General features: G+C 39.1%; 19 protein-coding genes and 1 pseudogene. 5 read left to right on the top strand and 15 right to left on the bottom strand.

Annotation, left to right across the window (positions count from 1 at the left end):
- The 3 genes from ACMZ42_RS07740 to ACMZ42_RS07730 form a co-directional block, all read right to left on the bottom strand.
- Positions 1-414, bottom strand: a 414-nt coding sequence (locus ACMZ42_RS07740; RefSeq protein ID WP_415731070.1) for a hypothetical protein, incomplete at its 3' end; no start/stop codon positions are given.
- 49 nt (positions 415-463) lie between these two features.
- A complete protein-coding gene (locus ACMZ42_RS07735; protein ID WP_415731089.1) occupies positions 464-1306 on the bottom strand; it encodes a flagellin in 843 nt (280 codons plus the stop codon).
- Between the two features lie 203 nt (positions 1307-1509).
- Entirely contained in the window at positions 1510-1983 is a 474-nt protein-coding gene (locus ACMZ42_RS07730; RefSeq protein WP_370078429.1) for a transcriptional regulator, read from the bottom strand.
- 200 nt (positions 1984-2183) lie between these two features.
- Between ACMZ42_RS07730 and ACMZ42_RS07725 the strand changes: the two genes are divergently transcribed.
- Both ACMZ42_RS07725 and ACMZ42_RS07720 read left to right on the top strand, forming a co-directional pair.
- Positions 2184-3758 carry a hypothetical protein gene (locus ACMZ42_RS07725; protein ID WP_370078431.1) on the top strand — a complete coding sequence of 525 codons (1575 nt, stop codon included), beginning with the start codon at positions 2184-2186 and terminating at the stop codon, positions 3756-3758.
- Entirely contained in the window at positions 3755-6517 is a 2763-nt protein-coding gene (locus ACMZ42_RS07720) for a DEAD/DEAH box helicase (RefSeq protein WP_415731069.1), read from the top strand. The genes ACMZ42_RS07725 and ACMZ42_RS07720 overlap by 4 nt, the downstream gene beginning before the upstream one ends.
- A gap of 266 nt (positions 6518-6783) precedes the next feature.
- On the opposite strand, the gene ACMZ42_RS07715 is transcribed toward ACMZ42_RS07720, so the two are convergent.
- On the bottom strand, positions 6784-7206 hold the full coding sequence (locus ACMZ42_RS07715) for a single-stranded DNA-binding protein (RefSeq protein WP_402872132.1): 423 nt from the start codon (positions 7204-7206) through the stop codon (positions 6784-6786).
- 487 nt (positions 7207-7693) lie between these two features.
- Between ACMZ42_RS07715 and ACMZ42_RS07710 the strand changes: the two genes are divergently transcribed.
- The 3 genes and pseudogenes from ACMZ42_RS07710 to ACMZ42_RS07700 all read left to right on the top strand — a co-directional run.
- Positions 7694-8119 (top strand): YwpF family protein, encoded by a 426-nt coding sequence (locus ACMZ42_RS07710; RefSeq protein WP_415731068.1) that lies wholly within the window; start codon positions 7694-7696, stop codon positions 8117-8119.
- 102 nt (positions 8120-8221) lie between these two features.
- Positions 8222-8380, top strand: coding sequence for a hypothetical protein (locus tag ACMZ42_RS07705; protein ID WP_415731067.1), 159 nt, complete (start codon positions 8222-8224; stop codon positions 8378-8380).
- Positions 8381-8407: 27 nt separating this feature from the next.
- Positions 8408-9202 (top strand): annotated as a pseudogene (locus ACMZ42_RS07700) (nuclease-related domain-containing protein); the annotation flags it as partial.
- Positions 9203-10325: 1123 nt separating this feature from the next.
- On the opposite strand, the gene ACMZ42_RS07695 reads toward ACMZ42_RS07700, so the two are convergent.
- The 11 genes from ACMZ42_RS07695 to ACMZ42_RS07645 all read right to left on the bottom strand — a co-directional run bounded on the left by ACMZ42_RS07695 (position 10326) and on the right by ACMZ42_RS07645 (position 17371).
- Positions 10326-10715 (bottom strand): hypothetical protein, encoded by a 390-nt coding sequence (locus ACMZ42_RS07695; protein WP_370078443.1) that lies wholly within the window; start codon positions 10713-10715, stop codon positions 10326-10328.
- 107 nt (positions 10716-10822) lie between these two features.
- Positions 10823-11206 carry a hypothetical protein gene (locus ACMZ42_RS07690; RefSeq protein ID WP_370078445.1) on the bottom strand — a complete coding sequence of 128 codons (384 nt, stop codon included), beginning with the start codon at positions 11204-11206 and terminating at the stop codon, positions 10823-10825.
- 213 nt (positions 11207-11419) lie between these two features.
- A complete protein-coding gene (gene fabZ, locus ACMZ42_RS07685; RefSeq protein WP_132360390.1) occupies positions 11420-11863 on the bottom strand; it encodes a 3-hydroxyacyl-ACP dehydratase FabZ in 444 nt (147 codons plus the stop codon).
- 136 nt (positions 11864-11999) lie between these two features.
- On the bottom strand, positions 12000-12284 hold the full coding sequence (locus ACMZ42_RS07680) for a DNA-directed RNA polymerase subunit beta (protein WP_415731066.1): 285 nt from the start codon (positions 12282-12284) through the stop codon (positions 12000-12002).
- A 47-nt stretch (positions 12285-12331) separates the two neighbouring features.
- Complete coding sequence (locus ACMZ42_RS07675) at positions 12332-13171, bottom strand: flagellar hook-basal body protein (protein ID WP_370078451.1); 840 nt, start codon at positions 13169-13171, stop codon at positions 12332-12334.
- A gap of 24 nt (positions 13172-13195) precedes the next feature.
- Positions 13196-14029 (bottom strand): flagellar hook-basal body protein, encoded by an 834-nt coding sequence (locus ACMZ42_RS07670; RefSeq protein WP_415731065.1) that lies wholly within the window; start codon positions 14027-14029, stop codon positions 13196-13198.
- 21 nt (positions 14030-14050) lie between these two features.
- On the bottom strand, positions 14051-15046 hold the full coding sequence (locus ACMZ42_RS07665) for a rod shape-determining protein (RefSeq protein WP_053484433.1): 996 nt from the start codon (positions 15044-15046) through the stop codon (positions 14051-14053).
- Between the two features lie 522 nt (positions 15047-15568).
- Positions 15569-15829, bottom strand: a complete 261-nt coding sequence (locus ACMZ42_RS07660) for a sporulation transcriptional regulator SpoIIID (RefSeq protein WP_049668034.1) — start codon at positions 15827-15829, stop codon at positions 15569-15571.
- 198 nt (positions 15830-16027) lie between these two features.
- Entirely contained in the window at positions 16028-16426 is a 399-nt protein-coding gene (locus ACMZ42_RS07655; protein ID WP_415731064.1) for a hypothetical protein, read from the bottom strand.
- A gap of 209 nt (positions 16427-16635) precedes the next feature.
- The gene (locus tag ACMZ42_RS07650) at positions 16636-16992 is read right to left on the bottom strand and encodes a DUF4879 domain-containing protein (protein WP_415731063.1); all 357 of its coding nucleotides are present in this window, start codon (positions 16990-16992) and stop codon (positions 16636-16638) included.
- A gap of 76 nt (positions 16993-17068) precedes the next feature.
- The gene (locus tag ACMZ42_RS07645) at positions 17069-17371 is read right to left on the bottom strand and encodes a hypothetical protein (protein WP_370078459.1); all 303 of its coding nucleotides are present in this window, start codon (positions 17369-17371) and stop codon (positions 17069-17071) included.
- Between the last annotated feature and the right edge of the window lie 354 nt (positions 17372-17725).

Below are 17725 nucleotides of genomic sequence, written 5' to 3'. Positions count from 1 at the left end.
GTCAGCGATGTTCACCTTTTTATCAGCGATTGTCTCACTCTTATCAGCGATGTTCACCTTTTTATCAGCGATTGTTTCACTCTTATCAGCGATGTTCACCTTTTTATCAGCGATTGTTTCACTCTTATCAGCGATGTTTACCTTTTTATCAGCGATTGTTTCTCTCTTATCAGCGATGTTTACCTTTTTATCAGCGATTATCTCACTCTTATCAGCGATGTTCTCCTTTTTATCAGCGATTGTTTCTCTCTTATCGGCGATGTTTACTTTTTTATCAGCGATTATCTCACTCTTATCAGCGATGTTTACCTTTTTATCAGCGATTATCTCACTCTTATCAGCGATGTTCTCCTTTTTATCAGCGATTGTCTCACTCTTATCAGCGATGCTCTCTTCTTTATCAGCGGTTTTCATTTTCCTCTCAGAGATCTAACTCCAATTAAAAAAGGAATCTCCTTTAGTATCAGGGATTCCTCGTTGTTCCGCTTTCGAGTAGTTTTAGAATTGATTGTGCTTGTTGCATGTGCATTGCTAGTACATATTGGCTTGCTTGCATTAGGATTTGCGCTTTTACCATGTTCATCATTTCTTTTGCGATATCGGCATCGCGAATGCGGGATTCGGCATCTTGTAGGTTTTCTGCAGTGTTTACGGTCGCATTATAGGCGTGTTCTAGCCGATTTTGGTAGGCACCTAGTCTTGAGCGCTCGCTTGATACATGTTTTATAGCCTCGTCCATTGTGGTAATTGCTTTGTTGGCGTCATCTCGAGTTGCGATGGATGTCTTATCGTCCAAGCCAAGTGCTCCAGCACCCATATTGCCAATAAATAGCTCGATACTTTGGCCTGCGTTGGCACCTGCTTGAATTTTAATACCGTTTGTAGCATAATCCCCATCTAGTAATGTCTTGGTGTTAAACTCAGTGTCTTTCGAGATGCGTTGAATTTCTTTTTTCAATTCTTGAAATTCCTTATCGAGGTTCTCCCGATCACTATCTGTTAAAGTATCATTGCTCGCCTGGACTGCGAGCTCGCGCATGCGCTGAATCATATCATGTACTTCATTTAGTGCACCCTCCGCTGTTTGAACAAGTGAAATACCGTCCTGGATATTTTTCGCTGCCATGTTCAAGCCGCGAATTTGCGCACGCATTTTTTCGGAAATCGCAAGTCCCGCTGGATCATCCGCAGCACTATTGATGCGGTAGCCTGTAGAAATTCGAAGCATTGCCTTGCTCATTGCACCGTAATGTCTATTCATATTATTTAAAATGGACATCCCCGTTGCTGACCATTTGCCAAGCATCATTTCACCACCCCCTATTGTTATGTATATCGGTCTGTGTTAAATTCATTTAAACTTTTTTGGTAATGTATTCTAATTTAGTAGGTTCTATATAGTGATATCTTTTAGTTTATTTTCATATTTCAGACTTTAGACCCACTAATATATAAAAGCACCTGCTTTTCACATATGAAAAGTAGGTGCTTAATTGCAATACCGTGTATTCAATTTTCGAAACCTCCGAGTTGATGGTTCTTTTGTTGTAGTAGTTCAAAAAAGAGATCTTTATTATGATCTAGTAATGCCTGATCGATTAAATAATCAATGTTTTGCTGCTCCAATTCTGTAATGAGCTGATCTACTTCGCCAACAGTCACTGAAGATACAAGTGGTAACTGAGGCTTTGGAGTAGCGCTTTCAAGAATCGGTGCTAGATGCTCATGAACATTTGTAATTAATAATAATTGATATAATGGCAGTCGGATAAAACGATTCCCTTTCTGGAAAACAAATACCTCGGATATATTTTCAATTTGTTGTGTATTCAAGTTGATAATCATCTCTTTACCTTCGATGGGAATGAAATGGAAAATCTCATTCTCTTTTAAAATAGAGAAATATTGATAAGCAAACACGAGACGTAGTTTGTCTCCCGTGATTTTTGTGTAAAATGGCTTCATATATTGAACTTGCATCATCCTTATCCCTCCTTATTTATTCTGATTATTCAGATTTTAACACATATCGATTATCTTGTTAACTATCTTCTCCTTGATTTTTTTATTTCAAATCATTCAGCTTATCATGTACGCATTTTAATCGTATAATGGAAGGACAGTCTTTTTTCCTTCATATTTACACATGCTCACTAGCTATACATTTTGAAAGGAGTGAGGTTATGGCATTGTCTATTGCCCAATTAGCTAAGGAACACCAAGAATTTATCCTTACCAAATTACAGGAAGCTGAACAGGCGTTACATCCTTCCTCTACTGAAGACGAAGAGCTAGTGCGTCGTGCTGTTTTTTCAGTGCGGAATAGATCAGTTGTCTTTGAACGTTTTAATGGAGCGAGTTCTACATTATATGCAAGCGTACAGGATGTAAGACCTGCTACTGTAGAAATTGATTTTGCCAAAGAGGAGCTGCACTGTAACTGTCCCCAGCTGAAATGGTGTAGACATCAGGTTGGTGCATTGCTTGCTCTTTATCAATATTTTGATTCAGTACAAAATTGGTCAAGTGCTTGGCGCGCGCAAAAATCAGTGCAATTAAAATCATTAGCAGATGAACGAAGTCCAGAAAGCTGGAGATTGATGGTCGATGAAGTCATGAAACGTTTATTGCCACCTGGGCGAATTCTAGAAGGGTATGGCCTTTCTGCTATACGAACAGATGCATTGGAGCGACTTCAACGGCATATGCCTTTCGAACGTGAGTGGCAGCCACTTTATAAGCTTTTTATGGAGCTATCCATCTTTAATACAATATGGCGCCATTTAAATGAAACAAAAGGACATTCTTTGGATTCTCCTTATATGAAATATTTTATTGATCAAAGTGTTCAATCATTCGAAAGTATACTGACAGAGCTAACGGGTCGATCACGACTTTTTGCCACTGATCCATTTTATGATGCGATTCAGGAGTTAGTTCGAGAGTTTTTATTGGAACGACAAGGATCATTTGCTGATCGACTACAAATATATATGCTACTTTGGGCAGTGCTTTTTTATGAAAAGCCGCGTCGTGAACAGGAATTAGCACTTATAAATAACCTTGAGAATCCTTCACATGAGATTTCCTTGCAGTCATTAAAACTGCTATTTTATGTACTGCTACAAAAAGAAAGTTTATTGCAGGAAAGCATTGCACATATTGATGGACAACATATGCAGGACCTATTTGAGCTGGCTACTTTTGCAAAACGTGCTGGCGAATCACACGCACAATCCATTATTTTACGTGCGATGCTACCATTTACCGAAGACTTTTTACAGCTAACAGTGCCAGTTGTAAAGCGTGCTCAATATGTAAGGCAATTTCAGCTTTTATACGAAGACATACAGCTTACGGAAGAACAGGAAGTTACATTATATAGTGCATTTGGTGTTTATGGGCTTCAACCGTTTTCGTTCCTTCTTATTAAAAAAGGACGTTATCGTGAATGGGCAGCCCTCCATCAGTTAAATCTCTCCTCCCTTTCTTATTTAGAAATGTGTGGATTGAAAGATGTGCTTCAGGTTGCGCCTGCAACAGTATTGCCCTTATATCATCTATATGCCATGACTGAAATTACACAAAAATCACGAATGAACTATAAGCAGGCTGTACGAATCTGGAAAAGTATGCGCAGTGCAGCAAAACGTGCTGGTAAAACTGCTTATTTTGAGTCATATATGCAAACAATTCGTGCAGAGTATAAACGACTTCGTGCATTACAGGAAGAAATTGAGAAAGGAAACTTAGTATGATGACTATAAATGCTCCTTCCCCGTTTTCAAAAAAGCAACAGCTTCGTATTCATGCAGCACAGGAAGGATATTATACGTTACAGGGATTTACTGCTGATGGTGCAGCAATGGAAGCAGACTCACTCATTTCTTCATTATTTTTTAACTATGAAGCGAATGTCTATGGTTTATTAACCAATCGTTCAGAACGTACGATTGAAGTTTCAACCTCTGAGCTCCTTGATATTTTTTCACAGCGCTATCTGCATCCTTTTATTAACTGGCAAGGTGCAGACGCAGAAAGTCAGGTGTGGCTAGAAAAAACGTCTGCTTTACAAACGTATTGGCAGGAGCCTTCGCTCTGGTCACACGCAGTGATTGCAGATGATTTTTCCGCACTAACATTCTCTATAGACGGTGAAGATACAGCTTTATTAGAAACGGCAGTGCAGCAAAAGCTTGCTCAAACAGGTCTTGTACTGTCTGATTTACCAAAGCTAATGCCATTTTTCTTGCGTGGTGGCTGGCCACTAGAGCAGGAACGACAAGCAGGTACAGTTACTGTCTCCCTACGCTTAGGCGAGCCTGAGGAAGATTCAGATGTTTGGCTTTTAGAAACAGTACTTAGTACGGCTACAGCCAAAAACTACTGGACGCCAGCTACGCGAAAGCAGTCACTACCAATTGCTGATGCTCTACCGACAAAATGGCAAATGTATGCTGATGCTATTGAACAACAACAAGGACAAATTGTAGATCTTCTTTCTATTGAAGATTTACGTCGCGATATTTTTATCCGTATTATGCTTGACGATTTACAAGTTCGAACATTTTTACGTGAAGATTTAGCAAGATTACAAGCTCTCGGCTTTGACGTTGTATTACCGGCTTGGCTAAAGGATTTAAAACAGTCAAAAATGCGTGTTCGCGTAAGTACTGGCAATGTAGCGACAAAGAAAGTTGCTGGACTAGATGATATTTTAACGTTCAAATGGCAATTTTCTATGAATGGACAGTCCATTTCACCTGAGCAATTTAAAAAACTTGTAGATGAGAAACGCGAATTCATTCGTATTGGTACTGAATGGTTCCGAGTTGATGCGAACTGGATGCAAGAAATGCGTGCATTGATGCAGCAAGCAGAAGATGAAAGCTGGACCGTTCGTGAATTACTATTCCGTGAGCTACCAGAGGATTTATCCTTACCTCTCGAAGAAGAAGATGCCGATGATGCAATGCGTGATGACCCGATTTTTGCATTTGAATTGCAAAAATCGCTTAAATCCTATATGGAGCAGCTTCAGGAGAAAAAAGGACTCCCTACTGTACAGGTTCCTACATCTTTGCAGGCAGAATTACGTCCTTATCAGCATGAGGGCTTTGAATGGCTTGTCTTCATGCGAGAACAAGGCTTTGGTGCATGCCTAGCTGATGATATGGGTCTTGGTAAAACGGTACAGCTTATTTCATATTTACTTCATCTTTATGAAACAATTGAGGATACAAAACCATCCATCATTATTTGCCCTACGTCTGTGCTAGGCAACTGGCAAAAAGAACTTGCTCGTTTTGCTCCTTCCTTGAGTGTGCATACGCATTATCAAGCGAATCGAGCAAAGGAGGACGCTTTCAAACAGCTAATAGGAAGAGAAAAACCACATGTGATTTTATCTACCTATGGCACGGTATCACAGGATGCAGAGTTTTTACAGGAAGTAGAATGGGCAACCGTTGTGCTAGACGAGGCTCAAAATATTAAAAATATGCAAACGCTACAATCAAGAGCTATTCGTAAATTACAAGGGACGCATCATATTGCTTTAACGGGTACACCAGTGGAAAACCGTTTATCGGAGCTATGGGCAATTTTTGACTTTATCCATAAAGGCTATTTAGGTAGCTTCGGTCGCTTTAATGAAGAATTTATTTTACCGATAGAACGAGATGAGTCTGAGTCACATAAACAGAAGTTACGTGCAAAAATTCAAGCGTTTTTACTTCGTCGTACAAAGCGCGACCCACACTTACAGCTTAACTTACCAGATAAACAAGAGTCTCATGAGTACTGTCCATTAACAACTGAGCAAGCATCTCTATACGAAGGATATATATTGGAGACGCTCGATCAGCTGGAGCAATTAACAGGCTTTCAGAAAAAGGGACGCGTCTTAAAGATGCTCAGTAAGTTAAAGCAATTATGTAATCATCCTGCCTTGTATTTAAAAGAACCTTTCGAGGATGCCGAATCAATGCTTACTCGTTCTACGAAATTAGAACGTATCGTGCAAATGGCTACAGAAATCGTGGACAACGGCGAGCAGTGCCTCATTTTCACACAATATATTGGAATGGGGCAATTACTACAGCATTGTTTTAGTGAACTATATAATATTGATGCACCTTTTTTAACAGGTGCAATGCCTAAGCAGCAGCGTGACCGCTTAGTAGAGACTTTCCAGGCAGGAGATTTCCCTATATTTATCCTTTCCTTAAAAGCGGGTGGAACAGGGCTCAATTTAACAGCGGCAAATCATGTATTACACGCAGATCGCTGGTGGAATCCTGCCGTTGAAAATCAAGCGACAGACCGTGCATATCGAATTGGCCAAACACAATTTGTACAAGTGCATAAGTTTGTTACAATTGGTACTATCGAAGAGAAAATCGATAAAATGCTAGCCCAAAAGTCTGCACTATCAGAAGAACTAATTCAATCAAGCCAATGGTTAACTGAATTAGAAGATGACGAACTTCGTGATTTAATGAAGCTCGATTTTTAAAGATGTGAGATGTGAGATGCGCCAAGAGCACAACGTTCTTGGCGCTCTTTTATTTCAGTGGATCTTACTGTTACTTCTTCCCCTACTTACTTCATATTTATATTTAGTTGTGTTTAATCTGCTCATTGCTGTGCGGTCTTCAGCAATGAACTACGTTATGAAATGTAGACATCATTCCTTTCTAAATTGATTACGGCGCAAGCAATAGAAGGAGAATGGCGGATCAGACAACTTGGCACTTGCCCCGTATGTACCCACTAGAACTGCTATATTGCTGGCAATTGTACTTCTGCCTCAGGTAGCACAAAATCCTTTAAGCCTTCCTGCTCATCTGGTGGCTTTGGAGGCACAAATGCCCCATCGCTATCCCTTGGCTTAAGCCGATAAAATCGGACATCTTCTACGACTACTTCCGTTATAAAAACCTTTGTGCTTTCTTCATTTAAAAATGATCTTGATTGAATACGACCATTCACCCCAATTAATGAGCCTTTTCCGCAATATTTGACGATATGCTCTGCAAGCCTTCCCCATACTGTACAGAGAATAAAGTCAGCATCCACTTCCCCACGACTGTTTTTGTAATTGCGATTAATGGCTAGAGTAAAATGTGCTTGCACGCGATTTCCAGATAAGTGTCGTAACACTGGATCCTTTGTTAACCTTCCGACCAGTCCGACTTGGTTCATTGATTCACCTCCTTTGCTTTTGATTGCCCTCATCTTACAAAAATTAATCCAACATTGGCAAAAGTCGATTTTTAACATTTTCCTTAATTTTTAATCATAAATTGGGTATATTGAGGCTTTTACTTTTCAGTTATTGAAAGATTTTTTTGGCTGAATGCTTTTCGCTGTAATAGCAAATGCTAATCGTTGAAATATACAATTTCGCTGTTTTTGAAAATTGTGCGAAAACACAGTATTGACCCTATCATCAATTATGCTTCGGCGTAGCATCCGAAATCGGCTTTTGAGCTTTGGCCTCGATGTCGGTCATTTCGGTAATGCCACAGGACATGGCGTTCTTAGAGTGAGCCCCTCCCCTTTAGAGGTGGGAGACATCTGTACCTAACGCTTCGCTTTCGCTACCAAAACACTTGCTGAATGAAGTTAAACAGGGCTAATTGAATATGTTATACTAAAAAGGATGACCGACTTAGGAGGATTTTACATAATGAAAACATTTAAGATGCTTTCCTTTGACCTTGTCACAAAAGATGGCATGCAACCTTTCCCTTTAGTCGATGGTATTATTATTAACCAGGAGAACAGCCATCAATCTTGGATTCTCGAACTGTTTATGGACCGGCAATATCGTTCAATTTTTGATGAACTTTTAACAAATGCTACTGTCTTTAATGTACGTGCGGTTATTTCATTCCCAGATAATGAGCCTGCTCCTTTCCAGGTTGTCGTACATACAGTTCAAGAAATTGGCGAGCACATCTCTGTCCTTTTAAAAGGGACGCTAAAGACAAAACGCTCGAAATATGCCGAGCAATTACTAGCCGAATTACTAGCTGAGGGAGTTACGTTAGATAAGCTATTGGACCGCTTCTTACACGGTATGAAAGAACGACCAAAACTCAAAAATGATTGAACTCGATTTAACGATGCAAAAATTTGCATCGTTATTTTTTTATTGGACAGGTAGAGATTTTAAGGTACAATACGATGTAAAATTTATAGGAGGTAACTACACTTGACTATTGCTGTTAGGGAAAAGCCATTAAAATTATCGTGGCTTGAGGCTTTAAAGAGGCGGTTATTCGAAGAGGACCCTGATTTTAGCTATTATAATGAGCAATTTCGAAGATTCGATGCTGGCTTTGCTGGTGAAAGGAAAGTTGACCGTGAATGACTTGAATTAGTATGTCCCTATACTTTTTTAGTGTTACATAATTTAATTCTGATGAATTCTGCTCAGCATTCACATCAACTCGATACGCTTTTTATTTGCAGTAATTTTGTGCTAGTTGTTGAAATAAAAAATATTAACGGACGTCTTGATTTTGACGACATTACACATCAATGTATTCGAACGAAGCCAGATGGAACTGTCGAAGGATTTCCCAATGCAATTACTCAGATCCAGCGACATATGCAATTTCTTAAAGTTATTTCCAAAAACTATTCTCTCCCCATTGAGGGTGCGGTTATCATCGCCAACCCCTCTGCGATTATTGCAAGTCATCCAAATACAATTCCGATTTTCCATGTTTCTGGACTTCAAAAACATCTTCATTCCCTTTTTAAAAAATATACACAACCCATTTTAAGCGATGAACAGTTAACTCAATTAGCTCAACAACTACTTTGCAGACATCAGCCACCGAAAATTACGGCTTTTATTGATTCCTCAAGATATCGCCAAGGTGTACTTTGTCCGCAATGCCAATACAAATCTCAAATGCACTATGCTCGCGGGATTTGGAAATGTTCGTACTGTCAATTTGCAAGCGAAGAAATTTTTGCTGAAGCTTTACAAGATTATCGATACTTAGTTGGATCAACAATTACCAATAAACAGCTACGTGAATTTTTCGGTATTCATTCCATTGATGCTGCAAATCGTTTACTTAGAAAATTTCAATTTCCCTATACAGGTTCTTATAAAAATCGTGTTTACCAATTACCCGAAAATTTAGTGGAATATATGAAGCCATTTTTCCGCTCTTCCTGAGGATATTTAGTAGGTTTTTCACCTTTGCGCGGGTATTTCCATCTTGCCCGCGAGTATTTCACTTCTCTTCGCGAGTATTCGCTCTCTCCGCGGGTATTCGCTCTCTTCGCGGGTATTCACTTCTCTTCGCGAGTATTCACTCCTCTTCCGCGAGTATTTACTTCTCTTCCGCGAGTATTCGCTCTCTTCGCGGGTATTCACTCCTCTTCCGCGAGTATTCACTTCTCTTCCGCGAGTATTTACTTCTCTTCCGCGAGTATTCGCTCTCTTCGCGGGTATTCACTCCTCTTCCGCGAGTATTTACTTCTCTTCCGCGAGTATTCACTTCTCTTCCGCGAGTATTCACTTCTCTTCCGCGAGTATTCACTTCTCTTCCGCGAGTATTCGCTCTCTTCGCGGGTATTCACTCTCTTCGCGGTGTTCACTTCTCTCCGCGGGTATTCACTTCTCTTCCGCGAGTATTCACTCTCTTCGCGGTGTTCACTTCTCTTCGCGAGTATTCACTCCTCTTCCGGAGTATTTCCTTTCTCTTCGCGGGTATTCACTTCTCTTCCGCGAGTATTTCACTTCTCTCCCGTGGGTGTTCACTTCTCTTCGCGAGTATTCGCTCTCTCCGCGGGTATTCACTTCTCTTCGCGAGTATTCACTCCTCTTCCGCGAGTATTCACTTCTCTTCCGCGAGTATTCACTTCTCTTCCGCGAGTATTCGCTCTCTTCGCGGGTATTCACTTCTCTTCGCGAGTATTCACTCCTCTTCCGCGAGTATTTACTTCTCTTCCGCGAGTATTCACTTCTCTCCCGCGGGTATTCACTCTCTCCGCGGGTATTCGCTCTCTTCGCGGGTATTCACTTCTCTTCGCGAGTATTCACTCCTCTTCCGCGAGTATTCACTTCTCTCCCGCGAGTATTCCCTCTCTCTTCGCGGTGTTCACTTCTCTCCCGCGAGTATTCACTCTCTCTTCGCGAGTATTCACTCTCTCTTCGCGAGTATTCACTTCTCCCCCGCGAGTATTCACTTCTCTCTCGCAAATATTGTGGATATTGCCCTCTTCCATTCGCGTATTTTCTCCCACACGAAAACGAAAAAAGAGTGTTCCATTAGTTAGGAACACTCTTTTTTATATTATCGCGTTACTTTCTCTTCGACGATTTTTTCTTTAACAACGCCGTTTGCATTTGGTACGGTGTTTGTACCATTTAAATCAGCATTTGTTCCTGGCGTTGTAGTAGTTCCTGGTACTGTTGTTGTACCTGGTGTTGTAGTTCTTGGTGTAGTAGTACCTGGTGCTGTAGCTTCAGGAAGAACAGTGTTACGGTTAACACCATTTACGTCACGATTGTAAACGTCATTTCTTCGAGACGGCTCTACAACGTCTTCTACTTTCTCAACACCTCGGCGAACGTCGTGTTTAACATTCTCCGCTGGTCTTGTTTCAACAGCTCTGTTTCCCCAGTTACAACCTCCAAGGAATAAAGCAGCAAGAATAATTGCCAAAAATGACATTCTCCACATAGAAAAATCCTCCTTTCTCGATGCTATGTCAACAAATACAATGTGTGTATTTGTGATCCTACATAGATTGCCCGGGAAAGGAGGGAACTATCCGATTTTTGTACAAACTATTTTTGTTTTTCTTTTAATAGGTGTTCAACGTATGCTGCTTCTGCTTTACAGTTGAAGCTATAATTTGTACCTAGCTCTTTTTGCATGGCCTCGATTGTTTCAATTTGCTTAGCTGTTGGTTCTTCATTTAAAATTTTTGCAATTACTTCATCAATTTTTTGCGCCATCTCTTCATGGAATTCAGTACTCATCAAAACATCTGCTGGGATTTTTTCGATCCATGCGGCATTTACTTGAAAATAAGTTTGCCAGCTAGCAATAAAGTCTTCCATAGAAAAACGCTCTTCTTTCCAATCAATACTTGCTAAGTATGATTCAAAAGATGTTGAAATCGAACGCGTAATGCTAATTTTAACCCCTGAAGACAATTCCTTATACATCTATATAATCCTCCTACGTTTTAAAAACAAAACTAAAATTACATGTATTTCAATTCACAATCACTATACGCCATTGCATTTTTATAAAACATTTCAATCCGTGATATCTTTAACTGCATTCATGTCACTGAAAGTAATAAACTATTAAAAGGATTAACAGTAAAGACATTATTCGACATCATTATTTTATATCTTTAAGCCTATAATTGCAAATTAAGCCTGTTTTGGTTGCTCTGGCCCAATAGCGAATAAAATATCCGCTTCACATACTAATTCTCCATCGACTGTGGCCACACCGTGACCTTTGCCCATTGCTCCACGTAGTTTCACGAACTCTACCTCTAATCGAAGTTGATCTCCCGGTACTACTTGGCGCTTGAAACGACAATTATCAATACCCGTCAAGAAAGCTAGACGACCTTTGAATTCATCTGCGTTTAATAACGCTACGCCACCAACTTGTGCTAACGCCTCTACTATTAAAACCCCAGGCATTACTGGATAGCCAGGGAAATGTCCATTAAAAAAGTCTTCGTTCATAGAGACATTTTTTAAACCAACTGCACGCTTGCCTTCTTCTAATTCAACGATACGATCAACGAATAAAAAAGGATAACGATGCGGTAAAATTGCTTGAATTTGTTCTGCTGTTAACATTTTCTTTTCCCCCTTAATATCTATTTCGCCTTGGCGTAATTGCATCCGCCAGAGGCTATATCTTCATTTAGTAGGTGTTGGACACTTACTGAATGAAGATATTTTATGTAAACACAAAGTATGGTAAAGAATAATTTTATTCTTTACCATTCATAATATCAAATATATGCTGCCATGTTTCTGGTTTGAAAACGTCCATGGCTTTACCTTGTCCAATTACACTATAGCCAAACATTGCACCTACAACTGCGGCAATAACAACTAAGATGATAATAAGTACAACGCGAAGCCAAATCGGAATCAGCCGTATTTGCACCCAGCGAACCTCTCGTTGCTCTCCATTTGAGCCGTGTTTCTTCTCTTCTGGTGGCGTATCGGATTCTTTTGTTTGCATAGAACCTCGACTTGAATCGTTTGTCATAGATTGTACTCCTCTTCATTACTTACTAAACAGTAATAACGGATTTACTATCGAATACCATTAATGAGCCCAAGCATTTGGTCTGCTAAAGTTACAGCTCTTGCATTGAATTGATAAGAACGCTGCGTCTGAATTAAATCCGTCATTTCCTTTGAAAGATCTACATTCGACATTTCTAGCGAACCGCTCTGCATGCCAATTTGCTGACGATTTGCTCCTTGTAATTCAGTGACAACTTCAGCTTGTGTATATCCAAGCTGCGCTAAGTTATTCGGCAATCCAACATAGGAGCCAGAGATTTTCTCCATTAGCTGTGGCTTTTGGAACTCTGTCACTGCTAAATCAGTACGAATAATATCTCCATTTGGATAGGATGCCTCTAATACGCCCCCATTACTAATAGCAAAACTTTTTACATTATCCGGTAATGTAATAGCTTGTCCTGCTGAGTTTGCCAATGGATATCCATCTGCAGTTACAACCATTACTGTTCCATTATTTAATGGTGATAAATAAAAGTCACCTTGACGAGTATACACTGTTTTTGTGCCATTTTCACCTTCTGGCATCAAAACATTGAAATATTGCTTTGGTTTAGTAAAAGCTAAGTCAAGGTCGCGATTTGTTGTTTGTAAAGTGCCTTGCTTTTGATTTGATTGGATTTGTCCAAGCATTGCACCTGAGCCATAACGGATACCAACAGGTGATTGTCGGTCAGCACGGTCTTGCTTATCATTATTAAATTGCTGATACAGCAGTTCATTAAATGTAGCTTCTTGTGTTTTATAACCGACTGTATTGCTATTGGCAATGTTATTACTAATAGTATCTAGTTTATTTTGTAATTGCCCCATCGTGTTTGTTGCTGTCATCATTGTACGTAGCATGTTCAAACGCCTCCAGTTTGCCTATTATACTTTCCCGATTTCATTTGCAGCCTTTTCCATACTGCGATCGTAAGCCTGTAACACTTTTTGATTAGCTTCGAAAGCGCGATATGCTGTCATTAAATCAGTCATTGTACGACTAGAGTCTACGTTTGAGCCCTCTAGATAATTTTGACTCAGTGTAAAGGCTACGCCATTGGCACCGTAAGCTGTCGGTAAGTTCTGACCATTTTCTGTTCGCATTAAGCCATTATCCTGTTTACTTAGCATGTTCGGATTCGCTGAAAATGATACTCCAACACGAGCTACTTGCTGATTATTAACATAAATCGCTCCGTTCTCATCTAGGCGGAAATCATCATTCGGTAGCTGGATACGCTGACCTCTGTCTGATAGCACATACAGTCCCTGTGGATTTACTAAATAGCCTTGGCCATCTAATGTAAAATTCCCGTTACGTGTATATGCTTCGCCCCCATCTGGATGTGCTAAACGGAAGAAAATAGATCCAGAAGTACCATCTTCATTTTGCGGTAAGTTTCCATCAATCAAAGCCATATCTGTTGTGAAATCAGTGCTATAGATTTGGCCTTGTATGTAATTTGGTAATGTTTCTTGCATATAAATCCCTGTATTTAATGCGCCAACTTGGCTCATATATTGAGAGCCTGTTTGCTGGTTAGCAGGTGCATTCGTTTTTCCTACACTTGACATGAGCATGTCAGGAAATGAGCGGATTGTTGATTGGTCTGCTTTAAATCCTGGTGTATTCGCATTTGATAAATTGTTGGTAAGTAATTCTGTTCGTCTTTGTTGTGCAATCATACCAGTTGCAACTGTATAAAACCCTTTAAACAAAGGAATCACCTCATTATGTTTTTATAAGGATGCGGGCACTCGATCAATGTTTTCAAGCATAATGCCTGTACCAATTGCTACACAATCCATAGGTTGCTCTGCAATGAACACAGGTACTTTTAGCTCTTCGATTAATAGCTGGTCCATACCATGTAATAATGCACCACCGCCAGTAATAATGACCCCACGATCAATTATATCAGCCGATAACTCTGGTGGTGTTTTTTCTAAAACATTTTTTGCAGATTGGACGATCATAGCAACCGATTCATGTAATGCACGTTCAATTTCTTCTGAGTGAATCGTTATTGTACGTGGTAAACCTGTCACCATGTCTCGACCACGAATGTCCATTGAATCGTTTCGGCTACCTTTAAACACTGTACCGATAGTAATTTTTATGGCTTCTGCAGTACGTTCACCAATTAGCAATTTATATTCTTTTTTAATATATTGTAAAATATCATTATCAAAAATATCTCCTGCCACTTTAATGGACTCACTCGTTACAATATCACCCATTGATAGGACTGCAATATCTGTTGTCCCGCCGCCAATATCAACTACCATATTGCCACTAGGTTGGAATATGTCCATGCCTGCTCCAATAGCTGCCACTTTTGGCTCTTCTTCTAAGTATACTTTTTTTCCACCTGATTTTTCTGCAGCTTCACGAATAGCTTTTTGTTCAACACTAGTAATGTTTGTTGGACAGCAAATTAAAATACGTGGCTTAGCTAAAAATCCTTTGACGTTTAATTTGTTGATGAAATGTTTTAGCATCGCTTCTGTAACGTCAAAATCTGCAATGACACCATCTCGTAGTGGTCGAATTGCAGTAATATTGCCTGGTGTACGCCCTACCATTTGGCGAGCCTCTTCTCCCACCGCTAATACTTTATTTGTTTTTTTATCAATCGCCACAACTGATGGTTCATTTAAGACGATTCCTTTACCTTTAACGTGGATTAATACGTTCGCAGTTCCTAAGTCAATGCCAATATCTTTCGAAAACATATTTTATAATTTCTCCTTCCCGCCATTTCCAACTACATAACGTTCATTTTTATCTGTTTATCTAGAATATTTTATCATATTGAACTGGTAATTACACCTAATTTTAGTTAACTGAACTGCATTCTTTCAATTATATGAACACTTATTGAAAAGAAGAAATCGTTTCAACATTTTTTTGACTCATCGCCTAACGTGGGGTTGATTTCCGTTCCGATTGGGTACTTTCCTGGGGGTTCGAGGCAACAGGTGTTTTTTGTGCGAAAGCGTAGCGTCAGCAACAACGTCTTTTGTCTGTGCGAAAGCGTAGCGTCAGCAACAACAGCAGGATGTTGATCACGAAGTGTTATCACAGGACGTAATGCTTTTAGCCTTCGTTCCCCGACACGCTTCAGGGTCCCCATCTGTTACGCTGATCTCCAAGGAGTCACCAAGTCTTCACTACTAATATACATGTAACAATGTTATCCCAATTTTGTGCTGAGACTGTAAGGAAGCTTGTCCTTTGCATCAAAAAAGAACGAATCAATCTTGACTCGTTCTTTCCTTCCACTTGTTTTTCGTTGCCTCTCCTCCACGAATATGACGTACGGCCTTATGGTAGGCGAGTATTTCCTTTACTTGCTCAGCTAATCCTTCATGAATTGTTGGCAGTCGCTCTGTTAAATCTTTGTGCACCGTACTTTTTGAATAACCTGTCATTTTCGCGAGGACACGCACAGTTTCACGCGTCTCAATCAATAATTCACCGAGGCGTATGCAGCGCTTCCGAATGTGCTCGTGCACGTTCTTCGTCCTTTCCACACAATTTCACAAATGGCATCAGATGCACGTCTGCGCATTTCTTCACCTTATGTGAGGACAAAGCTGTTCAGAACACGTTTTACATTTTCACGATAAAATTCCGATTTTTTATGCATTTTTTAACCGCCATGTTTTACCTTCTTCCTCAGTTACCACCAAACCAAAAAAGAGCAGCACTCGCTACTCTTTTTTTCCAACAATATCAAGAACCTTCATCTTACTTTGATAACCAATTAAATTACCATACTTAAAATCTTTCGATGCTCTTGTGTCAAACTCCGCAATCCAGTCTCTTTGCCCATCACTATTAACAAACGTTTCATACATATCAAAATCTGCTGCAATATATCCTGATGCACGCCATTTTAAATTGTTAGTGGCTTTGTCATAATCAAATGTTAAAGCAGCATGCTCCTTTAAAGATATTTTTCCTACTCCATATATCGCTTCGGACATTTCGATGATTTCTTCAAAGGTAGCATTTCTGACATCATATCTACCCGAAAGTTCTTTATAAATAGCAGAAGAATCTTTTTGCTCCCTATTCTCTACCGTTTCACTAAGAGGAATACAGATCACTCTTCCAATTTCACACTAATATTTTTAGAATAGAATGATGTTAATTGATGAGGCATAATAGAATTCACATTCATATAATCCCACTTTCCGCCACGTTTTTATTTAATAAAAATATAATCGAACATTGTATTCCCTGAAAATCCGCTGAAGTGTTTTGATAATTAAATGTACCACTAGCATCCCACCAAATATACCATCCATCAACAATATTATCGCCATCTAAGTCTTATAGACTCTCTCATATATTCTTTCAAATTAAGACCATTAAATTTAGCATATCTAATGTGGCCATATCCTAGTTCCACTGTAACTATATAAAGTTCGTTCCCTCCATGATCATAAACCGAAGACAACTGACTTGGGCTAAAATATTCATAAGTAGCGTAAACTTCTAAATAATTCAACGGTGGAGCTGAAGCTCTGATTCCCAAATTTACTTCTTCTTGTTTTTGTAATTCTTCCTCAGTCAAATCAATATATTGTGCACTTGGGTACTCGACCTTAATGTTTTCTAAAAGCTGATTCTTCAGGAATTCATTTTTAATTTCATTTGAATGCTTTAGCATCTGTCCCCGTAAACAACATTGAAATGGACAATATACCTAGAACTGCTGTTGTAAAAATTTTTTTCATACTTTTTTATTATGCTTCAGAAAATCCTATCCCAAAGCTAACTAATAATAAAAATATAGTCAAAATTACAAAACATAGACTATTGACAAAGACACTTAAAATTATAATATTTGTTTTTTTAGTTCTAATCCCCATCACCATTGAAACAATAAATCCAATATCTATTAATGCGAATAGCCATAAACAAATAGTTAGGTATGGTTCATTCACGAAACGACTAATAAAGAAAACTGCAAAAGTAGCTATGACTAATATAAGCGTAAAGATTATTGGCCTCGATTCTTTGCGAATATCTTGAAGATCACTTTCCATCAAAATCACCTCTCTGTATCTTTCATAACTGATTATCTTATATTTTTTTGCTATACAAATTTATTCAAACCCAAGAACTTGAGCAGATAACTGTTGTATCGATTAATCCTGTGTGAATATACTATTCGTAATGTTATGAAAACAACTTATACCTTCTTTTCCGAGCCGTGTTTTCGCTGGTCTTAAGCATTCATAGAATTCTTTTTTCGAAAAAATTCAGTATTAAATAAGAGGAGAAAACGAAATCGTGTAAAATACAATTATCCCTCCTCAATTTTAGTTATCCTGTAAAATATCGACAAAATAGTGATATCATTTAACTAAATGATATAAATTTCGAAAAATATGATGTAA

It is taken from the genome of Lysinibacillus sp. NPDC056185, from assembly GCF_047737915.1.
Classification (GTDB): Bacteria; Bacillota; Bacilli; order Bacillales_A; family Planococcaceae; genus Lysinibacillus.
Note: the sequence above shows the minus strand (reverse complement) of the source record. Positions and strands in the feature narration are given on the sequence as shown.